The following is a 17,736-nucleotide window of genomic DNA, read 5'->3' as shown; positions in this document are numbered from 1 at the left end:
TTCATCACGCGGCCTTTACGTAATGCCCTCGTAAATAGCAAGGACGTCAGGGGGCGTCATCCATGAAGAACATCGAGGTATTCAGCATCGCCACCGCGCGCATCTGCGCGACGGCGCTCGAGCAGCATCCCGTCGTAGCCCGTTTCAACGCCGAGGAATCGGCGCGTCATCTGCCGGGCCTGGACCCGACCAATCGCGAAGCCATGGCGCAGGCGGTGCTCGCCTGCGGCGCGACCTTCGAATGGCTGCTCGACGAGGGCTACGTGCGCAGCACGGCCTGCGTCAAGGAGTCGTTGAACGGAGTCGCGTTCGTGCACGTGGCGCTGCGCTACCGCCTCACCGAGAAGGGCCTGGCGATCCTCGGCGCGCACGCCAGCAGCAACGACGAAACCAAGACCATCGGCGAGCGCCTGATCGCCGCGGTCAAGCTCGGCGGCGCCGAGCGCATCAAGGAATCGGTCAAGTTGATGATCGGCGCCGGCGCGGGCACGCATGCCGCGCGTCCGGCCATGCAAGCCATCGCCTGATCGAGGCGTCCGCGAAAGAAAACGCCCGCGCGGTCCGCGGGCGTTTTCGTTTGTGCCGCTGCGCCGTGGGCTCGCACGGCCGTAGCGCTCAGGGCGTATAGGTCAGGATCAGCTGCGGCGCGTTCGTGCCCTCGCGCGAGGACCAGTCCACGCCGTCGCTGGAGCTCGACGCGAGCACTACGCCGTTGTTGGCGACCGCGCCGGAGGCCCAGTTCTTGACCAGCTGCAGGCCCGCGGCATTGAGCGCGATGGTCTGCGCGCCGGTCGCGTTGGGCACGACCGAACCGATCTTGGTGCCCAGGCCCACGCCGCTGTAGCTGGCGTTGGACTCGGTCCACGCCGCGCCCGCGGCGTACAGGTCGTAGGTGCCGCCGGAGCGGTCGCTGACCTGCAGCTTCACCTGCGCGGCGGTGAGGGTCTTGCCGGCCGCGCTGGACACGTCCCAGCCCATCAGCCCGCGCAGCACCTGGCCGCCGTCGCTGCCGTCGGCATAGAGAGTGGCGCCGTTGTCGCGGCTGCCGCCGGACTTCACCGTCACGTCGCGCACGCTGTTGAGGGTCAGCGTCTGGGTCGGCGGATTGCCGTTGCCCTTATTGCAGGTGCCGGTGAAACGGTCGGTGTAGCTGCTGCCGGCGCGCGGTACGAAGTCGCCGGTGTAGCCGGTCGCGGTCAGGGTCAGCTTGAGCACGCCGAAGGTGCTGTCGTTGCTGGCTTCCAGCAGCGCGTGGCTGCCGCTGATGCCGTAGAACGCGCGCCCGCCGGTGCCGACCAGGACCTGGCGGATGCCATCGCTGGCCGCGGCCTTGTTCGGATCCATCTTGGCGTAGCGCTGGTAGTTGTGGTCGTGGCCGACCAGCACCAGGTCGGCCTTGGCCGCGTACAGCGCGTCCCAGAACGGCTTGACCTGGCTGTAGCCGGAGTAGCTGCCGCGGCTGAGCAGCGGATGGTGGAAATAGGCCGCGGTGCAGGGCTTGGTGTTGGCGGCGAGGTCGGACTTGAGCCAGTCGATCTGGGTCTGGGCGACGGTGCCGCCGCTCATGGTGTTGAGGGCGATGAAGTGCCAGTCGCCGACGTCCCAGCTGTAGTAGCCCTTGCTGCGGTCGCCGGCCGGGCCGGTCTGGTTGCCGCTGCCGTTGAAGTAGTCGAAATAGCCCTTGGCGCCGGTGGTGCTGTAGTCGTGGTTGCCCGGCGACGGGCTGGTCAGCGCCTTGAAGCGGCCCCAGGTCGGCGCGTAGCGGTTGTTGTATTCGGTCAGGGTGCCGCTGTTGTAGGCGTTGTCGCCGGCGGTGAACACCGCGGTCGGGTTGATCGACACGATCAGATCGGAGGTGCCCTGGCAGGCGTTGCCGCTGGTGTCGCAGATGTCGCCCGCGCCGGCCACCACCACCGTGGCCTTGTCCAGCGCGACCGCGCTGTAGTCGTAGCGGTCGAGCTGGAAGGCGCTGTCGGGCTGGCTGAAATACGGCTGGATGTCGACGCACTCGCCGCGCAGCGCGCGGGTGGTGAAGCTGCGGTCGTTCCAGTGCTTGCCTTCGAACACCAGCTTGTCGCCGCCGCTGCTGGTCAGCACCAGCGAGTCGTAGCCCGACAGCTTGAGCTGCTTGAAGCCGACGCGCAGCCACTTGGCGCCGATTTCGCAGACGCGGTCGGCGGCGCCGGCCTTGGCCAGCGGCGTGCCGCGCACCGACGCGGCGCTCACCGGCTTGCTGTGGGTGGCGTCTTCCGACAGTTGCAGGGTGCGCTGGGCGGCGTGCGCCGGCGCCAGCGCGGCGGCGCCGATCAGGGCGGTGGCGAGGGCGGCGCACAACGGGGCGCGCGGGGCGATGGCGGTCACTGGCTGTCTCCGGCGGTGGAGTTGGCTGAAGGCGGGGATCGCGACCGACGGCCGCGATGGCTGCGGAGTTTGGCCGGAAAACTGCTACACGATTGCGACGCAATGCGCGGGTGCGGTGGGGGTTAGCGCGCAGGACGTCACAAGTCGCGATTCGGCCCGGGCCTGCGGCCGAACCTCGGCGAACGTTCCGATTCGCGAAGACGCGAACGCCGCGAAGTTTATCGATGCCAATCGCATTCGGACGCGCGGCCCGCCGGCGCGGTCGCCCGCCGGCAGTAAGGCGGCGGCGGGCTGCGCATGCGATGCCACCCAATGCCGAAGCAGGTTCCGCCAGCCAGCTGGCCGAAAGAGTGGCACGTCTATTACTCATAATTAGCGCGCGAATTGCACGCAGTTAAAGCGTAATCCGCAGCTCGAGCTTCATTGCGTGCGCCGGTATGTATTTTCGCGCCGCGAAAGCCGGTTTTCCGATGAAGCGTCTGTTGCGATTCGTGCTATTTTCCGCGCCGCTTCACGATGGGGCCGCATGCGCGAGGGGAGTCGCCGCTATGCGCCATCCCTCTTTCAGTCCAGCGAAGCTTGCGTGCAATCAGGACGCGCGCGGCGCTTCGCCCGCAAGAGACGTACCGATGAAACTTCTTCGCTTCCGCGCGCTGGCGCTGTCCCTGCTCGCGGCCACCGCGCTCGTCGCGTGCGGCGGCGGTGGCGGCGGCAAAGACGCGCCGAACACCGGCCCCAATCCCGCAACGCCGGGAACACCGGGCACGCCCGGCCCCGCCGCACCGTCCGCTCCGACCCGCCTGATCGCGAGCGCGGGCGTGGGCCGCGTAGAGCTGTCGTGGAACGCGGCGCCGGGCGCCACCAGCTACGAGATCTACCAAGGCCTCGCGCCCGGCGCGCAAGGCGCCGCGCCAGTCGTGCGCAACGTCGCCGGCACCTCGGCGACCGTCGTCGGGCTCGCGCCGGGCAGCACGTATTACTTCATGGTCCGCGCGGTCAACGCCGGCGGCAGCAGCGCGCCGTCGAACGAAGCCAGCGCCACGCCGCTGGCGCAAGCGCCGACCGCCGCGCTCGACATCGCCGCGCTGGAACTGGCGCAAACGCATGTGCTGCCCGCGCAGGGCCTGGGCTGGACGCTGAGCGCCGCCAGCGAGTCCTATCACGCCATCGGCGGCCGCCCCGCGCTGGCGTTGCTGCGGTTGTCGGCCGCCGATGCGCGCAACGTGCGCCTGGAAGGCTGGGCCGACGGCACGCTGCTCGGCGCGGTCGAAGTGGCGCCGCCCGCGGCACTGCCGCCTACCGAAGGCGCCGGGCCGGCCTATGCGACCGACCGCTACAGCGCAGACATTCCCGCCGCATGGATGACGCCGGCGCTGCAGCTGCGGCTGCGCGCCGACAACTACCTGCCCGGCGCGGCGCAATCGCCGCTGATCGGCGCCGACAGTTCGGCGGTGCTGCGGGTGCTGCCGTTCTATCTGTTCGGCGCGACGCCGGACAATTCGGTGCCGCTATCCGTCTCCGGCCTGCCCGATGCCGCCACCTTGGACGAGATCTACGCGAAATGGCCGGTGGCCCGCCTGATCGCGCAGAACCATCCGGCGCAGGCGACGGTCTGGCCGACCCTGGTGGTCCCGCCCAAAGGCGGCAAGCCGGCGTATCTGGCGCACAACGCCGACGCAGTGTCCGACAAGTTCCATCTGATGTCGTCGGTGCTGGCCGTGCTCGGCGGCCTGATCGACGCCAACGGCGAACGGCCGGCGCCGGTGCAGTTCTACGCGCCCTTGATCCTGTTCAACGCCGCCGGCCGCGTCGTGTCTCCCGGCGGCGGCCTCGGCGGCGGCGAAGTCGGCACCGGCGATCACGCGTACAGGGGCATCTTCATTCACGAGCAGGGCCACGCCATGGGCCTGCCGCATCAGGGCGAGGCCCATCGCGCCGGCCGTTATCCGTATGCCGGCGGCAGCCTCGCCGGTTCGGCCTGGGGCTACGACGCGGTCGGCAAGCGCTTCCAGCCGCCGTTCATGCCGACCACCTCGACCCGCTACGCGCGCTGCCGCGGCGATACCTTCGACGGCGCGCCGCGGCAGATCGACGCCGAAGGCCGCTGCGTCAAGCAAGACCCGATGCAGAGCGGCGCCGGCGATCAGGCGCCGGAGTACCGCTTCAGCACCTTCTCCGACTACAGCACCGGCATGTACCAGCGTTACTTCGAGGGCACGACCCAGCGCTCCGCCGACGGCCGCCGCAGCTACAGCGGCGGCAGCGTGATCCAGGACGCGGCCTTCGCCAGCGGCTACCGGCGCTGGGACACGATCGACCGGCGCTGGGTCGAGGCGGCCACCGCCACCACCAGCGGCGGCTTGTTCGGCCTCGATCAGAACCTGCCGCAACGACGCGACGTGCCGCTGTACGCGATCGCGATGACGCTGAGCAACGCAGGCACGCCCGAGGTCAGCCAGATCTATCCGCCGCTGAGCTACACCGGCAACCTGCTGCGCTACATCGACCCGACCGACGCGGCCCAGCGCGCCAGCATCGTGCCCGACACCAGCGTCAACTTCTGGTACTGCCGCAACGGCGGTTGCGACTACACGCTGCGCGCGACCTACGCCGACGGCAGCCTCCGCCACGTGCTGATCCAGGACGGGTTCCGCCCGTTCAACCAGGCGCGCGGCACGCCGCCGGCCAGCGCCAGCGATCCGCTCGACGGCGACAGCTTCCGCACCTGGGTCGTGCACGTGCCGGCCGACAAGGCGCTGCGCCGGATCGAGCTGCTGCATACGCCGATGGTCTGGGAGGGTTTTCCCGCCTCGCCGGCGGTGCTGGCCGCGCGCGACGTCGCCGCGCCGCTGGCGCCGCTCGGCTTCGGCGCGGACGCGGCGTCCTGCGCCGAGCTGCCGACGATCGCGGTGCCCGCCTCCGCGCTGCCGCCGCCGCGCTGCGCCGATCCGGCCGCTGCCGCGGCGGCCGCCGTGTCGCAAGCGCAGTCGCGGCTGCGCGGCTTGTTGCGCGACGCGCTGCGGCGCTGAGCGCAGCGGCCCGCGCCGTCATCGCAATCCCGGGCGCGTCCGCGCGGCGCGCCCGTCCTTTCTGCCGAGGAAGTTCATGTCCGTTTCGTCGAAATCCGTTGTATCGAAATCCGTTCTGTCGAAATCCGCACTCGCTGCCGCGCTCTGCCTGCTTGCCGTTCCCGCGCCCGCGCAAGAACGCAGCCACACTTACCTGGACGCCGGCTATGTCGCGCAAAAGCTGAAATCCGCTGGCTCCAATCCGCTGCTGCGGCTGGACGATATCGACGTGGACGGCGCGTACGCGGCCGGTTCGGTCGAACTGGGCTCGCAACTGTTCTTGACCGGCAGCCTGCACAAAGGCAGCGGCGACAACCGCTTGCGCGCCGGCCAGGACGTGCTGGCCGAGTTCGACGTGGACGCGCAGCAGGCCGGCATCGGCCTGGGCTATTACCGCGCGCTCGGCGAACGCGCAGAATGGACCGCCGAGGTCGGCTATCAGAACACTCGCATCGAGTTCGAGAACCGCGCGCTGCGCTTCAGCGAGAAAATCGACGGCAACGATTACCGCGTGTCGCTGGGCCTGCGCGGCGATCTGGCGCCGAATCTGGAAGGCTGGGCCCGGGTCAACTACATCGACGGCGACGTGTACGAGCGCGAATTCAGCGGCACGGTCGGCGCGCTGCTGAAGTTCAACGCGATGTGGGGCCTGAGCGCGGAAGCCAGCGCCGGCGCCGGCAACCAGCGCTACCTCGTCGGCGTGCGCGCGAGCTTCTGACGCCGCGGTTTCACTCGTCGTGCATCGGCGCGCCCCGGCCTGCGATCTCCAGCAGTTCCACTTCGAACGCCAGCACCGAGTTCGGTTCGATCTGCCCGGCCAGGCCGCGCTCGCCGTAGGCCAGCTTCGGCGGCATCCAGAAGCGGTACTTGGCGCCCGGCGCCATCAGCTGCACGCCCTCGGTCCAACCGGGCATCACCTGCGCGAGCACGAATTCGGCCGGATGGTCGGTGTCGTAGGTGCTCTCGAACTTGCGCCCGTCGATCAGCGTGCCGACGTAGTTCACCCGCACCGTGTCGCTGGCCTTGGGATGCGCGCCCTTGCCTTCGCGCAGCGCCCGGTATTGCAGGCCCGAGGCGGTGGTCTTGACCCCGTCGGCGTTCGCGTTCTTGCGCAGGAACGCCTCGCCGGCGGCGAGATTGCGCGCCGCCAGCGCCTCGACCTGCTGATCGTGCTTGTCGCGCAGATGCGCGCTGAAGCCGTCGCGGATGCGCTTGGTTTCGCTCTCGTCGAACAGCGACGGCCGGCCGGCCTGGGCGTCGCGGATCGCGCGCAGCACCAGTTCGGCATCGAGTTCGGCGCGGATCGGCTCGACGCTGCGGGCGAAGTCGCGGCCGACCACGTAGCTGATCCTGGCTTTCTCGCTCGCCACGTCCGCCGCCGCCAGCGGCGCCGGCGCGGCGGCGGCGCCCGGCTTCGGTCCGCCGCTGGGCGCGCAGGCGACCAGGGCGGCGGCGAGCGCGAGCGAGAGCGCGGACAGGACGAGCAGGGAACGCGGCATGGCGGAACTCCGGGAATGCGGGAAGCGCGAAAGAAGGAATACGCAACGGGCGGCGCGGGATCAGTCGGCGACGGCGAAGGTCAGCATCATCCCCATGTCCTCGTGTTCGAGGTTGTGGCAATGGAGCATGTAGCGCTGCACGCCCTGGAACGGCTGCGAGAAGTCGATCGCCAGGCGCACGATCTCGCCGGGCCACACCACCACCGTGTCGCTCCAGCCCAGGTCCTGCGCGGTCAATCCGTTCGCCGCGACCTGGCGGCCGCGGATGTCCGGCGGACTGATCGCGCGCGAGACCACGCGGAACTGAAAGCCGTGCAGGTGCATCGGATGCGGCATGCTGGTCATGCTGTTGCGGATCTCCCACACCTCGCGCGTTCCGCGCTTCACCGTGAACGCCGGTTCGTGGCCGCTGAGGTGGAAGTTCCAGTCGTTGATGAACCAGCGGCCTTGTTCGTCCATGCGCAGGCGCAACGCGCGCACCGGCCAGCCGGCGGTGTCCGGCGGCGGCGGCACGGCCGACATCGCGTCGAGCGAAGGCAGTTGCGCGGGCGGACGCTGGGTCGCGCACTCGATCACCCGCAGCTCCATCAGGTCCAGCGGCTCGCCCATCGCCACCGCGCCGGGATGGTCGCCCATCGGGTCGGGCGCGAACGCGCCGGATTCGTCCTCGTTCTCCATCGCCACATAGTCGAGGCTGCGCAGCACCGCCTTGGCGCCGGGCGCGAGCGCGCCGAAGTCGACCAGCACGTCGGCGCGCTGGGCCGGCGCCAGGAACAGGTCGTCGATCGGCCAGGCGCGTTCGAGCAGGCCGCCGTCGCCGCCGATCAACAGCATCGGCAGCGGCTTGTCCTCGTGCAGGAAGCACGGCCGCAGCATGCGCGCGTTGCTCACGTTGGCGAGGCGGAAGCGGTACCACGCGGGAATCACATCGAGGTAAGGCTCGGGCGTCCAGTTGACCAGCACGCGGTTGCCGATCCAGTCGTCGGCGCCGTCCTTGTAGACGATCGCGTTGCGCGCATCGACCTGCTTGTCGGCGATCATCAGCGGCAGGTCGCGCTCGCCCCAGCGCAGGCCCAGGCGCTGGCGCAGCGCGAGTTCTTCTTCGTCCTCGACCAACAGCAGGCCGGCCAGCCCGCGCTGCAACTGCGCGCCGGTGCGGCCGTGCGGATGCGCGTGATACCAGTACAGGCCGGCGCGGTTGTCCACGCGCAAGCGATAGCGGCGGCTCGCGCCGGCGGCGACCGGATGCAGGCCGCTGCCGTCGTTGGCCTCGTCCACGTGCAGGCCGTGCCAGTGCACGGTGGTGTCTTCGTTCAAGCGGTTGCGCAGGCCGACGTCGATGCTGTCGCCGCGGCGCGCGCGCAGCAACGGGTTCAACGCTTCGCCCGCGGCGGTGCGCGCGGCGTAGGCCCACAGCGCGGTGGCGGGGCCGGGGAACAGGTTCGACTGCGTCGCCTGCGCGCTGAGTTCCAGCGGCGCGCGCAGATCGATCTCGGCCATCGGGCCGGCGCTGCCGGGCAGGCGCAGCGGCTGCACGAAGCGCGCGTCCGGCGGCAGCGATTGCAGGTCCGGCGGCGCGCCCAGGCTGTGGCCGTGGCCGCCGGTGTAGCGCCACAACGCGATCGGCCCGGCCACGGTCGCGGCGCCGCCGACGGTCAGGCCGATGAGGAAACGGCGGCGTTGCGGATCGGTCATCGGGCGCGGGCGTCGGCAGGCGGAAGTCGGTGCCGCCCGCGGCCGCGGGCGACCCGCCATGATGTTCGCGGCCGATGGCAATTGCTTTGCGCGACGGCAGGAATTTGTGCGATGCCGATCATGATTCGGACATGCCGCCGCGCATGTGCGATGCAGGCGCGACGCAGGCGACGCGCGCGGCCCGGGCGCCCGGGCCTCAGATCGAATCGTCGAGCCGCGCCTGCCAGACCCGGTCGCCCATCTCGTGTTCTTCCACGCCGGCGAAGAAGTCCTCGCCGAGTTGGCCGTAGTCGGGCTCCTGCTCGCCGCGCCAGTCCAGGAACTTCGGCCGGTGCACGGCGAAGCCGAGCGGATGGGCGGCGTTGCGGTACGGCACGGCCAGGGTCAGCGCGCCTTCGCCGGCGAAATCGCGCACGCTCAGGATCAGCGCGTCGGTGCGGCCCGAGGGCAGGGTCAGGAAGCCGTCGTGCACCAGCACCGCGTGCTGCGCGCCATCCGGATTCGCGGCCAGCCGAGCGCGCGCTTCGGCCACCGCGTCTTCGACCTGCTCGCCGGCGTAGCGCACCATCTTGCGCTCGCCGGCGGGGTCCTCGAAGGCGTAGAGGGGGATCAGGTCCTCGCCGTCGGCCACGCACCACACGCCATGGGCGGCGAAGAAGCCGGCCAGTCGGATTGCTTGCTGCACTTGCGTCCCCTCGGTGCGTCTCGGCAGCCCCCTGCGGCGTCAATGTAGCAGGAGCCGAGGAGCGAGCGCGGAAGAGCGAAGAGCGAGCAAAACCGCGTCCGCACTCCCCCGCTTTCTCTCGCTCCTCACTCCTCCACGCTCACTCCTCGCTCCACCCCCACAGCCTCGCCTCGCGCCGCCTCTGCAGGAAATACGCCGGCTCGATCAGCAGGCCCGGCATATACGACCCAGACGCCGGGGCGGTAGAACGGCGAGCAAAAGCGCGCCCGCACTCCCCGCTTTCTCTCGCTCCTCACTCCTCCACGCTCACTCCTCGCTCCACCACCCGCAACCCCGCCTCCTGCAGCCGCCGCAGAAAGTACCCCGGCTCGATCAACAGGTCCGGCGTGTACAACCCCGGCGCCGGCGCTTCGGCGCCGTCCAGGCCGAGCAGCCGTTCCACGCCCAGGGCGATGCCGAGCGCGGTCAGCGGCGCCTGGCCCTGCGGGTGCACCAGTTCGTGGCGGGTGCGCACGCGGCGGCCGGCTGCGTCCTCGCCTTCCAGTTCGATCGCGATCTCGGTGGAGAACGCCTCGCCGCGGCGGCGGCTGGCGGTTTCGCCCAGCGCCAGGTCCAGCCGGATCGAATGCGCGCCGGTGGCCGCGGCGAGGCTGACCACGTCCATCGGCGAATAGGCCTGCGCCGGCATCGGCGTGCCGTCGACGCTGACGCCCGCGCCGGCGGCCTGCTCGCCGCGCACCCAGCGCCAGCGGCCGCGCTCGAGGATCTGCGCGGCGGCGGCGCTGGTCAGGCGCTCGTAATCGGCCGCCGCGGCCGGACCGCCCATGTCGCGTTCGTCGAGCAGGGCGAACAGGCCGATGCGTTCGACCCGGCGCAGGGCGGCGGCGAAATGCAGCGCCGGCAGGGTCGCCGCGCCAGCGAGCCAGTGGCTGGCCAGCAGCATCGGCGAGCGGCCGGGATGGCGCAGGTGCAGGCTCACTTCCGGCGCGATCTCGAACGAGCCGCTTGAGGTGCTGACGTACGGCAAACGGCGATGCAAGGCGTACTTCAGGGTGTTGAGCGTGTCGTCCTTGACGAACACGACCACCGCGCTGAAACGCGCGTCGGCCGGCAGGCCGAGGTCCTCGCGCTGCAGGTCCACCGCCAGCGCGCTGGCGCCGCCGACCCGGGCGGCGACCGCCTCGGCGCGCGCGCGGTCGCGACCGGCGATGGCCAGCGGCAGCCGCGGATGCAGCCGGCGCAGCGCTTGCGCGCCCTGCGCGCCGACCACGCCGGAGCCGCCGACGATCAGCACCGGCGCGAGCGCCGCCGCATCGGAGACAGCGGCAGACGGCGCGGGAGCGGCGGAAGAAACCGTGGCAATGTTCATGATCGCGATCCGATAGGCATCGCGCCGGCGCCGCGCCCCGATGGCGCCGGCACAAGCTACGATTGGTAAGTTACCTACAGTAGGATACAATCCTCGCGCCGCTGTCAAGCGCGTTCTTTCTCCGCACAGGCCGACCGATGACCACCGCTCCCGCCAAACGCATGTCCAAGGCCGACCGGCGCGAACAGCTGCTGGAAACGGCGATGGCGATGGTGCGCGAGCAAGGCACCGATGCGCTGAGCCTGGGCGCGCTGGCCGAGCGCGCCGGGGTCAGCAAGCCGATCGCCTACGAACACTTCGGCACTCGCTCGGGCCTGCTGATCGCGCTGTACCGGCGCATCGACGAACGCCAGGCCGCGACCGCGGCGCAGGACTTCGCGCGCACGCCCAAGCGCCTGGGCGACGTGGCGCGGCTGATGGGCGCCAGCTACATGAGCTGCTTCCGCACCGCCGGTCCGGAATGCCACGCGATCTTCGCCGCGCTCAAGGGCGACGAGGAAATGGAGCGGGTGCAGAGCGAACTCACCGCGGCCTACGTCGAGTTCTATCGCGGCCTGCTCGCGCCGTACGCGAAAGTCGACGACGCCGAACTGCAGCGGCGCTGTGTCGCCATCGTCGGCGCCGGCGAGGCGCTGTCGCGCGAGATGACCCATGGCCGCATCGACGAAGCCGATGCGGCGGCGACGATGGCGAGCTTGATCGAGGCGACGCTGGCGCGCGCCTGAGCGCGCGGACGCAAGCGCGTATCCGACTGTAGAAGTTGCGCAAGCCGCGACCGCGAGATCGCGCTTGCGGCGTAATTGCGGTTTCGCGGCCGCGACTTGCGCAGCGCCTACAACGGGCTAGCGGCGATTCAATGGCAACCGCCGCCTCCGCCATCGCCACCACCACCGCCGCAATCGCCACCGCTGCCGCCATCGCCGCCGCCATGGCAGCCGCCGCTGGAATCGCTGCCGCAATACGAACCACCGCTGCCGCCGCTATCGACCGTCGCGCCGACGTGCGCCCAGAACGCAGCGCCCTCGCCCGCGGGTCCGCGGCGCGCGCCGTGCGAGCCGGCGACGATCCGCACCCGCATCCGCGCCGGCACCGCCGGCAGCTCGGTCGCCAACAACGCCCAGACCGCGCCGAACACCGGCAACAGCCACACGCCTGCGATCAGCGCGCCGCGCACGCCCGGCCTCAGCCGCCTGCAGCGCCACGCCTTGCGCGTGGCGAGCGCGTTGGCCGCCAGCAGCATCGCCAGTCCTGTCCATGCCACCGCGTCCATGTCCGCATCCTGTCGTCGCTTGCCGCGGATCGTGGACGAAGCCGCGCTGCGCTTGCGTAAACGATTCGATAAAAACGCCGCTTCCGACGGTTTCGTCGCGTGTGAATTCCAGCAGCGCAACGTTGCGGCGGCGGCCCGCAACGATCCGAGGCGGGCCGACGTCGCGATGCGCGAACGCCGGTCGCAACCGCCCCGATCACGAGCGAAGCGCGGGCCTCGGACATCGACGACGACGCCGGCCGCACCACATCGAATCCATGGCCGCGCAAGCGCGCGCACGGCGGCGTCGGCCGAACCGGCACGCCGCCGACGCAGATCGGCGCGGCAACCGGCGGCGCGGCCCTGCAACCTTGTAACAGCCGCGACTGAACCGGTTGTGGCGAATCGCCGTCGCCGCTGCGCAACGGGGTTGACCCGGCCGCGATCGGCGAGGATCATGCGCCCCGCACGACCCCCTTCCGCCCTCCAGAGGCCCCCTTGGACAGTCGATCTAGACCTTCGCTGCAGCGCTCGCGCTGACGGATCGCTCCAGGTCTGGGATGTCCCAGGTCGGCTCCGTTCGCGCAGAACGAAGCCGAGTCGCACGTAACCCATCACCGATGCTCCGCCCGCTCCGCGCGGTGCGGGCGCGCGCTCGCTTTCCCATCGCACTGCAGTCAAAACCCAGACCGCTTCCGGGTGGCCGCTGGCGTTTCCGTTCGTCCGGAGCGCGCCGATGCCCTTCCGTTTCGCCCTGTTTTGCCTGTTCGCGGCGCTGTCGCTGCACGTCGGCGCCGCGCGCGCCGGCGCCAGTCTCTACGTCGACGACGCCGCCACCGTCGAACGCGGCCGTTGCCAGCTCGAAAGCTGGCTGCGCACCGCGGCGCCGGCGCGCGAACTGACCCTCGCCCCGGCCTGCAACCTGGCCGGCACCGAATTCGGCCTGAGCCATAGCGACTACGCCGCGCCGCACGCGCCGGCCGCGCAGGCCCTGAGCGCCAAGCGCACGCTGCACGCCTCGGCGCACGGCTGGGCCCTGGCCGCGTCGCTCGGCGCCAACTGGAACGGCGCCCGCTACGACGGCTGGAACTTCAACCTGCCGCTGACCTTGGGCCCCGATCCGAACGGCCCGCGCCTGTGGCATTTCAACCTCGGCTGGAACCAGCCGCGCCGCGGCCGCGCGCGCCTCACCGGCGGCGTCGGCCTGGAGCAGGCGCTGGCCGCGGACTGGACCGCGTTGGCCGAGCTCTACGCCGATCCGCACGGCGACCTCGGCGGCCAGCTCGGCCTGCGCCGCGCGTTCGGCGCCGACGCCAGCCTCGACCTGTTGCTCGGCGACCGCGCGCGCGACCCGCGCGGCCCCTGGCTGACCCTGGGCTTCAACCTCGCGCTGCGTTGAACGCCGCGCGCTCACGCACGGTCCCCGCGACCGCAAGGAGCACACCATGACCTTGCTGCACTTCCCCGCCAACCGCCTGCGCCCGCGTCCGCGTCCGGGCAAGGCGCCGTACCGCGCCATCGCGCCGCTGCTGCGCCTGGCCTGCGCGCGGTTGCGCGAACGCGACGCCGCCGACGCGCGCGGCGCGCTGGTCGCGACGTGGTGGCGTTCGCCGCAGAGCGGGCGCCTGGAATGCCGCTGGACCCGCGCCGGCGCAGCCGAGGAACCGCCGGGACGAGAACGCATGGATCGCCGCGACCGCCGCGATCCCAGCGATCGCCGCTCCGACCGCCGTGCGCACCGCGATGCGCATCCGCTCCGCCGTTCCGAGGCCTGTCCCGATGTTCCGTCCCTTCCTGCAATTTCCGCCGGCGCCGCTGCGCGCGCGCTGGTGGCCCAACGCCTATGACCTGATCGCCTTCGCCCTGCTGATCGCCGCCGCGGTGGCGCTGGCGCACGCGGCGATGGAAACCCGCGCGCCGTTGGCGGCGCTCGACGCCGCGCCGGTCTCGCTCGATCCGGCGCGCCTGCCCGACTACGCGTTGCGCACCACGCTGCGCATGTTCGCGGCGATGCTGGCCTCATTGCTGTTCACCTTCACCGTCGCCACCTGGGCGGCCAAGAGCCGGCGCGCCGAACGCCTGATCGTGCCGGCGCTCGACATCCTGCAGTCGGTACCGGTGCTGGGCTTTCTGAGCTTTACCGTGGCCGCGTTCCTCGGCCTGTTCCCGGGCCGCCAGCTCGGCGCCGAATGCGCGGCGGTGTTCGCGATCTTCACCAGCCAGGCCTGGAACATGGCGTTTTCGTTCTACCAATCGCTGCGCACCTTGCCGCGCGATCTGGACGAAGTCGCGCGCGGCTTCGGCCTGAGCGCGTGGCAACGGTTCTGGCGGCTGGAAGCGCCGTTCGCGATGCCGGGTCTGGTGTGGAACGCGATGATGTCGATGTCCGGAGGCTGGTTCTTCATCGTCGCCTCCGAGGCGATCAGCGTCGGCCATACCACCATCGCGCTGCCGGGCGTCGGCTCGTACCTGGCGCTGGCGATCGCGCGCGAGGACTTCGCCGCGGTCGGCTGGGCGGTGGCGGCGATGGCGATGGTGATCGCGCTGTGCGATCAACTGGTGTTCCGGCCGGTGGTGGCCTGGGCCGACAAGTTCCGCAGCGAGCAGACCGCCAGCCAGCAGCGGCCGCGCTCGTGGATGTACGAGCTGATCCGCCGCACCCGCGCCGGCAAGCGCGCGCTGCGGCCGCTGGCGTGGCTGTGGCAGCGCGCGCTGTGCCTGCGCTTGCGGCCGCGCGCGCCGGTCGCTGCGGCCGGCGAAGCCGCGCCGGCGTCGCCGTGGCCCGACCGCCTGTGGCTGGCCGCGTTGCTGCTCGCCGCCGCGGCCGGCGCGTGGCTCGCGCTCGACTACGGCCGCCAGCACCTGCAAGCGGACGACCTGCGCGCCGCGTTCGGCGGCGGCTTGGCGACGCTGCTGCGGGTGGTCGTGCTGATCGCCATCGCCAGCGCGATCTGGGTGCCGGTCGGGGTGTGGATCGGCCTGCGTCCGCGCTGGGCCCAGCGCGCGCAGCCGGTGGCGCAGTTGCTCGCCGCGTTTCCGGCCAACGTGCTGTTCCCGGCGGCGGTGATCGCGATCCTCGCCACCGGCGCGAACCCGGACGTGTGGCTGTCGCCGCTGATGGTGCTGGGCACCCAGTGGTACATCCTGTTCAACGTCATCGCCGGCGCCAGCGCGGTGCCGACCGACCTGCGCGAGGCGGCCAGCGTGCACCGGCTGCGTTCGTGGACGTGGTGGCGGCGCGCGATCGGGCCGGCGGTGTTCCCCTACTACGTCACCGGCGCGCTGACCGCCTCGGGCGGTTCGTGGAACGCCAGCATCGTCGCCGAACTGGTGACCTGGGGCGATCGCAAGGTCGAGGCCTACGGCCTGGGTTCCTACATCGCCCGCGCCACCGCGGCCGGCGACTTCCCGCGCATCGTCCTGGGCGTGGCGGTGATGTCGCTGTTCGTGACCGCCTTCAACCGCGCCCTGTGGCGCCCGCTGTACGCCTACGCCGAACGCCGCCTGCGCCTGGATTGAGCGCGCGCCGTCCGTCCATCGAATTCGAGGAGTTTCGCCATGACCCTGCACACCTGCATCCGCCCGCTGATCGACGTGCGCGGCCTCAGCCAGCATTACCCCAAGGCCGGCAGCGAACCGCTGCGCGTGCTCGACCACGTCGACCTGCAACTGCGCGCCGGCGAGATCGTCGGCCTGCTCGGCCGTTCCGGCTCGGGCAAGTCCACCCTGCTGCGCGCCATCGCCGGACTGATCCGGCCCAGCGCCGGCGAGGTCGAGTTCCTGGGCACGCCGTTGAGCCGCGCGCCGGCCGACATCGCGATGGTGTTCCAGAGCTTCGCCCTGTTCCCGTGGCTGACCGTGCTGCAGAACGTCGAGCTGGGCCTGGAAGCGCGCGGCGTGGCGCCGGCGCAGCGGCGCCCGCGCGCGCTCGCGGCGATCGACCTGATCGGCCTGGACGGCTACGAGAGCGCGTACCCGAAGGAACTGTCCGGCGGCATGCGCCAGCGCGTCGGCCTGGCCCGCGCGCTGGTGGTCGAGCCCAAGGTGTTGCTGATGGACGAGCCGTTCTCCGCGCTCGACGTGCTCACCGCGCAGACCTTGCGCGGCGACCTGCTCGACCTGTGGGCCGAACGGCGCATGCCGATCGAGGCGATCCTGATGGTCACCCACAACATCGAGGAGGCGGTGCTGATGTGCGACCGCATCCTGATCTTCGGCTCGCATCCGGGCCGGGTGGTCGACGAGATCCAGGTGTCGTTGGCGCAGCCGCGCGATCGCTTCGACCCGGCCTTCCGCGGCTTGGTCGATGCGATCTACGAGCGCATGACCGGCTCGGCGCATCCGGGCGCGAACGCGCGCGGCGGGTTGGCGATGGAGCTGCCGCCGGTGTCGAGCAATCTGATCGCCGGCCTGATCGAGGCGGTGGCCGAGCCGCCGTACCGCGGCCACGCCGACCTGCCGGCGCTGGCGGCGCAACTGCAGTTGGAGGTCGACGAACTGTTTCCCATCGCCGAAAGCCTGCAGCTGCTCGGCCTGGCCGAACTCGGCGACGGCGACCTGCGCCTGAGCGAGGCCGGCGCGCGCTTCGCCGCGCTCGACACCGATGCGCGCAAGCGCCTGTTCGCGCGCCAGCTGGCCGCGCACGTGCCGCTGGCCGCGCACATCCGCCGGGTGCTGGACGAGCGCGCCGCGCACCAGGCGCCGGCGCGGCGCTTCCGCGACGAGCTCGAAGACCACATGTCGCCCGACTACGCCGCCGCGACCGTGCGCGCGGTCACCTCGTGGGCGCGCTATGCGGAGTATTTCGCCTACGACGAGGCGGCGGACCGGTTCAGCCTGGACAATCCGGGCTGAGTCCGGGCGACCTGCGACAAAAGCGTCGGGACTGAAGTCCCTCCCACAACAGCCTTCATCCGCCGCCGCCAAACTTCGGCGGCAGAGCTTTCAGAGTCCTTGTGGTAGGGCCTTCACAGCTCTTGTGGGAGGGCCTTCAGGCCCGATGCCTTCCGCTCAGACACGACGATCTTCCAGCACCTCTCCCCCGGAGCCGCCATGCGCTTCCTGCACACCTTCCAACTGCTGCCGTTCCTCGACACCGTCGCCAGCCTGCTCGCCGCCTTCGTCCTGGGCACCCTGATCGGCGCCGAACGCCAGTACCGCCAACGCACCGCCGGCCTGCGCACCAACGTGCTGGTCGCGGTCGGCGCGGCCGCGTTCGTCGATCTGGGCATGCGCCTGGCCGGCAGCGTCGAAGCGGTGCGGGTGATCTCCTACGTGGTCTCCGGCATCGGCTTCCTCGGCGCCGGCGTGATCATGAAGGAAGGCATGAACGTGCGCGGCCTCAACACCGCCGCGACTCTGTGGTGCTCGGCCGCGGTCGGCGCCTGCACCGGCGCGGACATGATCGCCGAGGGCGCGCTGCTGACCGCGTTCGTGATCGCCGGCAACACCTTGCTGCGGCCGCTGGTCAACGCGATCAACCGCGTGCCGATCGACGAACGCGTGTCGGAGGCGACCTACGAGGTGCGGCTGAGCGTGGCGCCGGAATCGGCGCCGGCGGCGCGCGAGTGGCTGGTCGATCACCTGGAGGCGGCGAACTATCCGGTCGGCGACGTCGATGTGGACGAACACGGCGAGACCGCGACGCAGATCGTCGCGATCCTGGTCAGCACCGCGGTGGTCGCGGCCGAGCTGGATGCGGTGGTGGAACGATTGCGGCGCCTGCCGGGGGTGATGCATGCGACCTGGGAGTCGAGCACGCGCGATTGAGCCGCTTCGGATATCGCGAATGCCTCCTGTAGGAGCGACGC

Annotated in this window: 15 protein-coding genes and 1 pseudogene; 10 read left to right on the top strand and 6 right to left on the bottom strand. The window is 71.1% G+C overall.

Annotation, left to right across the window (positions count from 1 at the left end):
• Window positions 1–62: 62 nt before the first annotated feature.
• On the top strand, window positions 63–527 hold the full coding sequence (locus JHW41_RS01200) for a hypothetical protein (protein WP_057949529.1): 465 nt from the start codon (window positions 63–65) through the stop codon (window positions 525–527).
• Between the two features lie 88 nt (window positions 528–615).
• Here JHW41_RS01200 and JHW41_RS01195 read toward each other — a convergent pair whose 3' ends face one another.
• Entirely contained in the window at window positions 616–2,361 is a 1,746-nt protein-coding gene (locus JHW41_RS01195) for a DNRLRE domain-containing protein (RefSeq protein ID WP_250448743.1), read from the bottom strand.
• Between the two features lie 629 nt (window positions 2,362–2,990).
• On the opposite strand from JHW41_RS01195, the gene JHW41_RS01190 reads away from it, so the two are divergent.
• Complete coding sequence (locus JHW41_RS01190; RefSeq protein ID WP_250448742.1) at window positions 2,991–5,390, top strand: M66 family metalloprotease; 2,400 nt, start codon at window positions 2,991–2,993, stop codon at window positions 5,388–5,390.
• 76 nt (window positions 5,391–5,466) lie between these two features.
• The gene (locus JHW41_RS01185; RefSeq protein WP_250448741.1) at window positions 5,467–6,147 is read left to right on the top strand and encodes an outer membrane beta-barrel protein; all 681 of its coding nucleotides are present in this window, start codon (window positions 5,467–5,469) and stop codon (window positions 6,145–6,147) included.
• Window positions 6,148–6,157: 10 nt separating this feature from the next.
• On the opposite strand, the gene JHW41_RS01180 is transcribed toward JHW41_RS01185, so the two are convergent.
• The 4 genes from JHW41_RS01180 to JHW41_RS01165 all read right to left on the bottom strand — a co-directional run bounded on the left by JHW41_RS01180 (window position 6,158) and on the right by JHW41_RS01165 (window position 10,677).
• Window positions 6,158–6,928, bottom strand: a complete 771-nt coding sequence (locus JHW41_RS01180; protein WP_250448740.1) for an FKBP-type peptidyl-prolyl cis-trans isomerase — start codon at window positions 6,926–6,928, stop codon at window positions 6,158–6,160.
• Between the two features lie 60 nt (window positions 6,929–6,988).
• Window positions 6,989–8,623, bottom strand: a complete 1,635-nt coding sequence (locus JHW41_RS01175) for a multicopper oxidase family protein (protein WP_250448739.1) — start codon at window positions 8,621–8,623, stop codon at window positions 6,989–6,991.
• A 196-nt stretch (window positions 8,624–8,819) separates the two neighbouring features.
• Window positions 8,820–9,308, bottom strand: a complete 489-nt coding sequence (locus JHW41_RS01170; protein WP_139381986.1) for a hypothetical protein — start codon at window positions 9,306–9,308, stop codon at window positions 8,820–8,822.
• Between the two features lie 292 nt (window positions 9,309–9,600).
• Complete coding sequence (locus JHW41_RS01165; protein WP_250448738.1) at window positions 9,601–10,677, bottom strand: hypothetical protein; 1,077 nt, start codon at window positions 10,675–10,677, stop codon at window positions 9,601–9,603.
• 137 nt (window positions 10,678–10,814) lie between these two features.
• Here JHW41_RS01165 and JHW41_RS01160 point away from each other — a divergent pair, with 137 nt between their 5' ends.
• The gene (locus JHW41_RS01160) at window positions 10,815–11,402 is read left to right on the top strand and encodes a TetR/AcrR family transcriptional regulator (protein ID WP_057949537.1); all 588 of its coding nucleotides are present in this window, start codon (window positions 10,815–10,817) and stop codon (window positions 11,400–11,402) included.
• Between the two features lie 128 nt (window positions 11,403–11,530).
• Here JHW41_RS01160 and JHW41_RS01155 read toward each other — a convergent pair whose 3' ends face one another.
• On the bottom strand, window positions 11,531–12,385 hold the full coding sequence (locus tag JHW41_RS01155) for a hypothetical protein (protein ID WP_250448737.1): 855 nt from the start codon (window positions 12,383–12,385) through the stop codon (window positions 11,531–11,533).
• A gap of 277 nt (window positions 12,386–12,662) precedes the next feature.
• Here JHW41_RS01155 and JHW41_RS01150 point away from each other — a divergent pair, with 277 nt between their 5' ends.
• The 6 genes and pseudogenes from JHW41_RS01150 (at window position 12,663) to JHW41_RS01130 (ending at window position 17,695) form a co-directional block, all read left to right on the top strand.
• On the top strand, window positions 12,663–13,325 hold the full coding sequence (locus JHW41_RS01150) for a hypothetical protein (protein ID WP_250448736.1): 663 nt from the start codon (window positions 12,663–12,665) through the stop codon (window positions 13,323–13,325).
• Between the two features lie 46 nt (window positions 13,326–13,371).
• Entirely contained in the window at window positions 13,372–13,773 is a 402-nt protein-coding gene (locus JHW41_RS01145) for a hypothetical protein (RefSeq protein ID WP_057949540.1), read from the top strand.
• Complete coding sequence (locus JHW41_RS01140) at window positions 13,706–15,445, top strand: ABC transporter permease (RefSeq protein ID WP_250448735.1); 1,740 nt, start codon at window positions 13,706–13,708, stop codon at window positions 15,443–15,445. Before JHW41_RS01145 ends, JHW41_RS01140 begins: the two co-directional genes overlap by 68 nt.
• A gap of 39 nt (window positions 15,446–15,484) precedes the next feature.
• On the top strand, window positions 15,485–16,780 hold the full coding sequence (locus JHW41_RS01135; protein WP_250448734.1) for an AAA-associated domain-containing protein: 1,296 nt from the start codon (window positions 15,485–15,487) through the stop codon (window positions 16,778–16,780).
• Between the two features lie 27 nt (window positions 16,781–16,807).
• Window positions 16,808–16,888 (top strand): annotated as a pseudogene (locus tag JHW41_RS26150) (hypothetical protein); the annotation flags it as partial.
• Window positions 16,889–16,978: 90 nt separating this feature from the next.
• Window positions 16,979–17,695 carry an MgtC/SapB family protein gene (locus JHW41_RS01130; RefSeq protein ID WP_057949543.1) on the top strand — a complete coding sequence of 239 codons (717 nt, stop codon included), beginning with the start codon at window positions 16,979–16,981 and terminating at the stop codon, window positions 17,693–17,695.
• Window positions 17,696–17,736: the final 41 nt, after the last annotated feature.

Source organism: Lysobacter enzymogenes (genome assembly GCF_023617245.1).
GTDB classification, from domain to species: Bacteria; Pseudomonadota; Gammaproteobacteria; order Xanthomonadales; family Xanthomonadaceae; genus Lysobacter; species Lysobacter yananisis.
The sequence above is the reverse complement of the archived record's forward strand: the minus strand, read 5'-3'. Positions and strand labels throughout refer to the sequence as shown.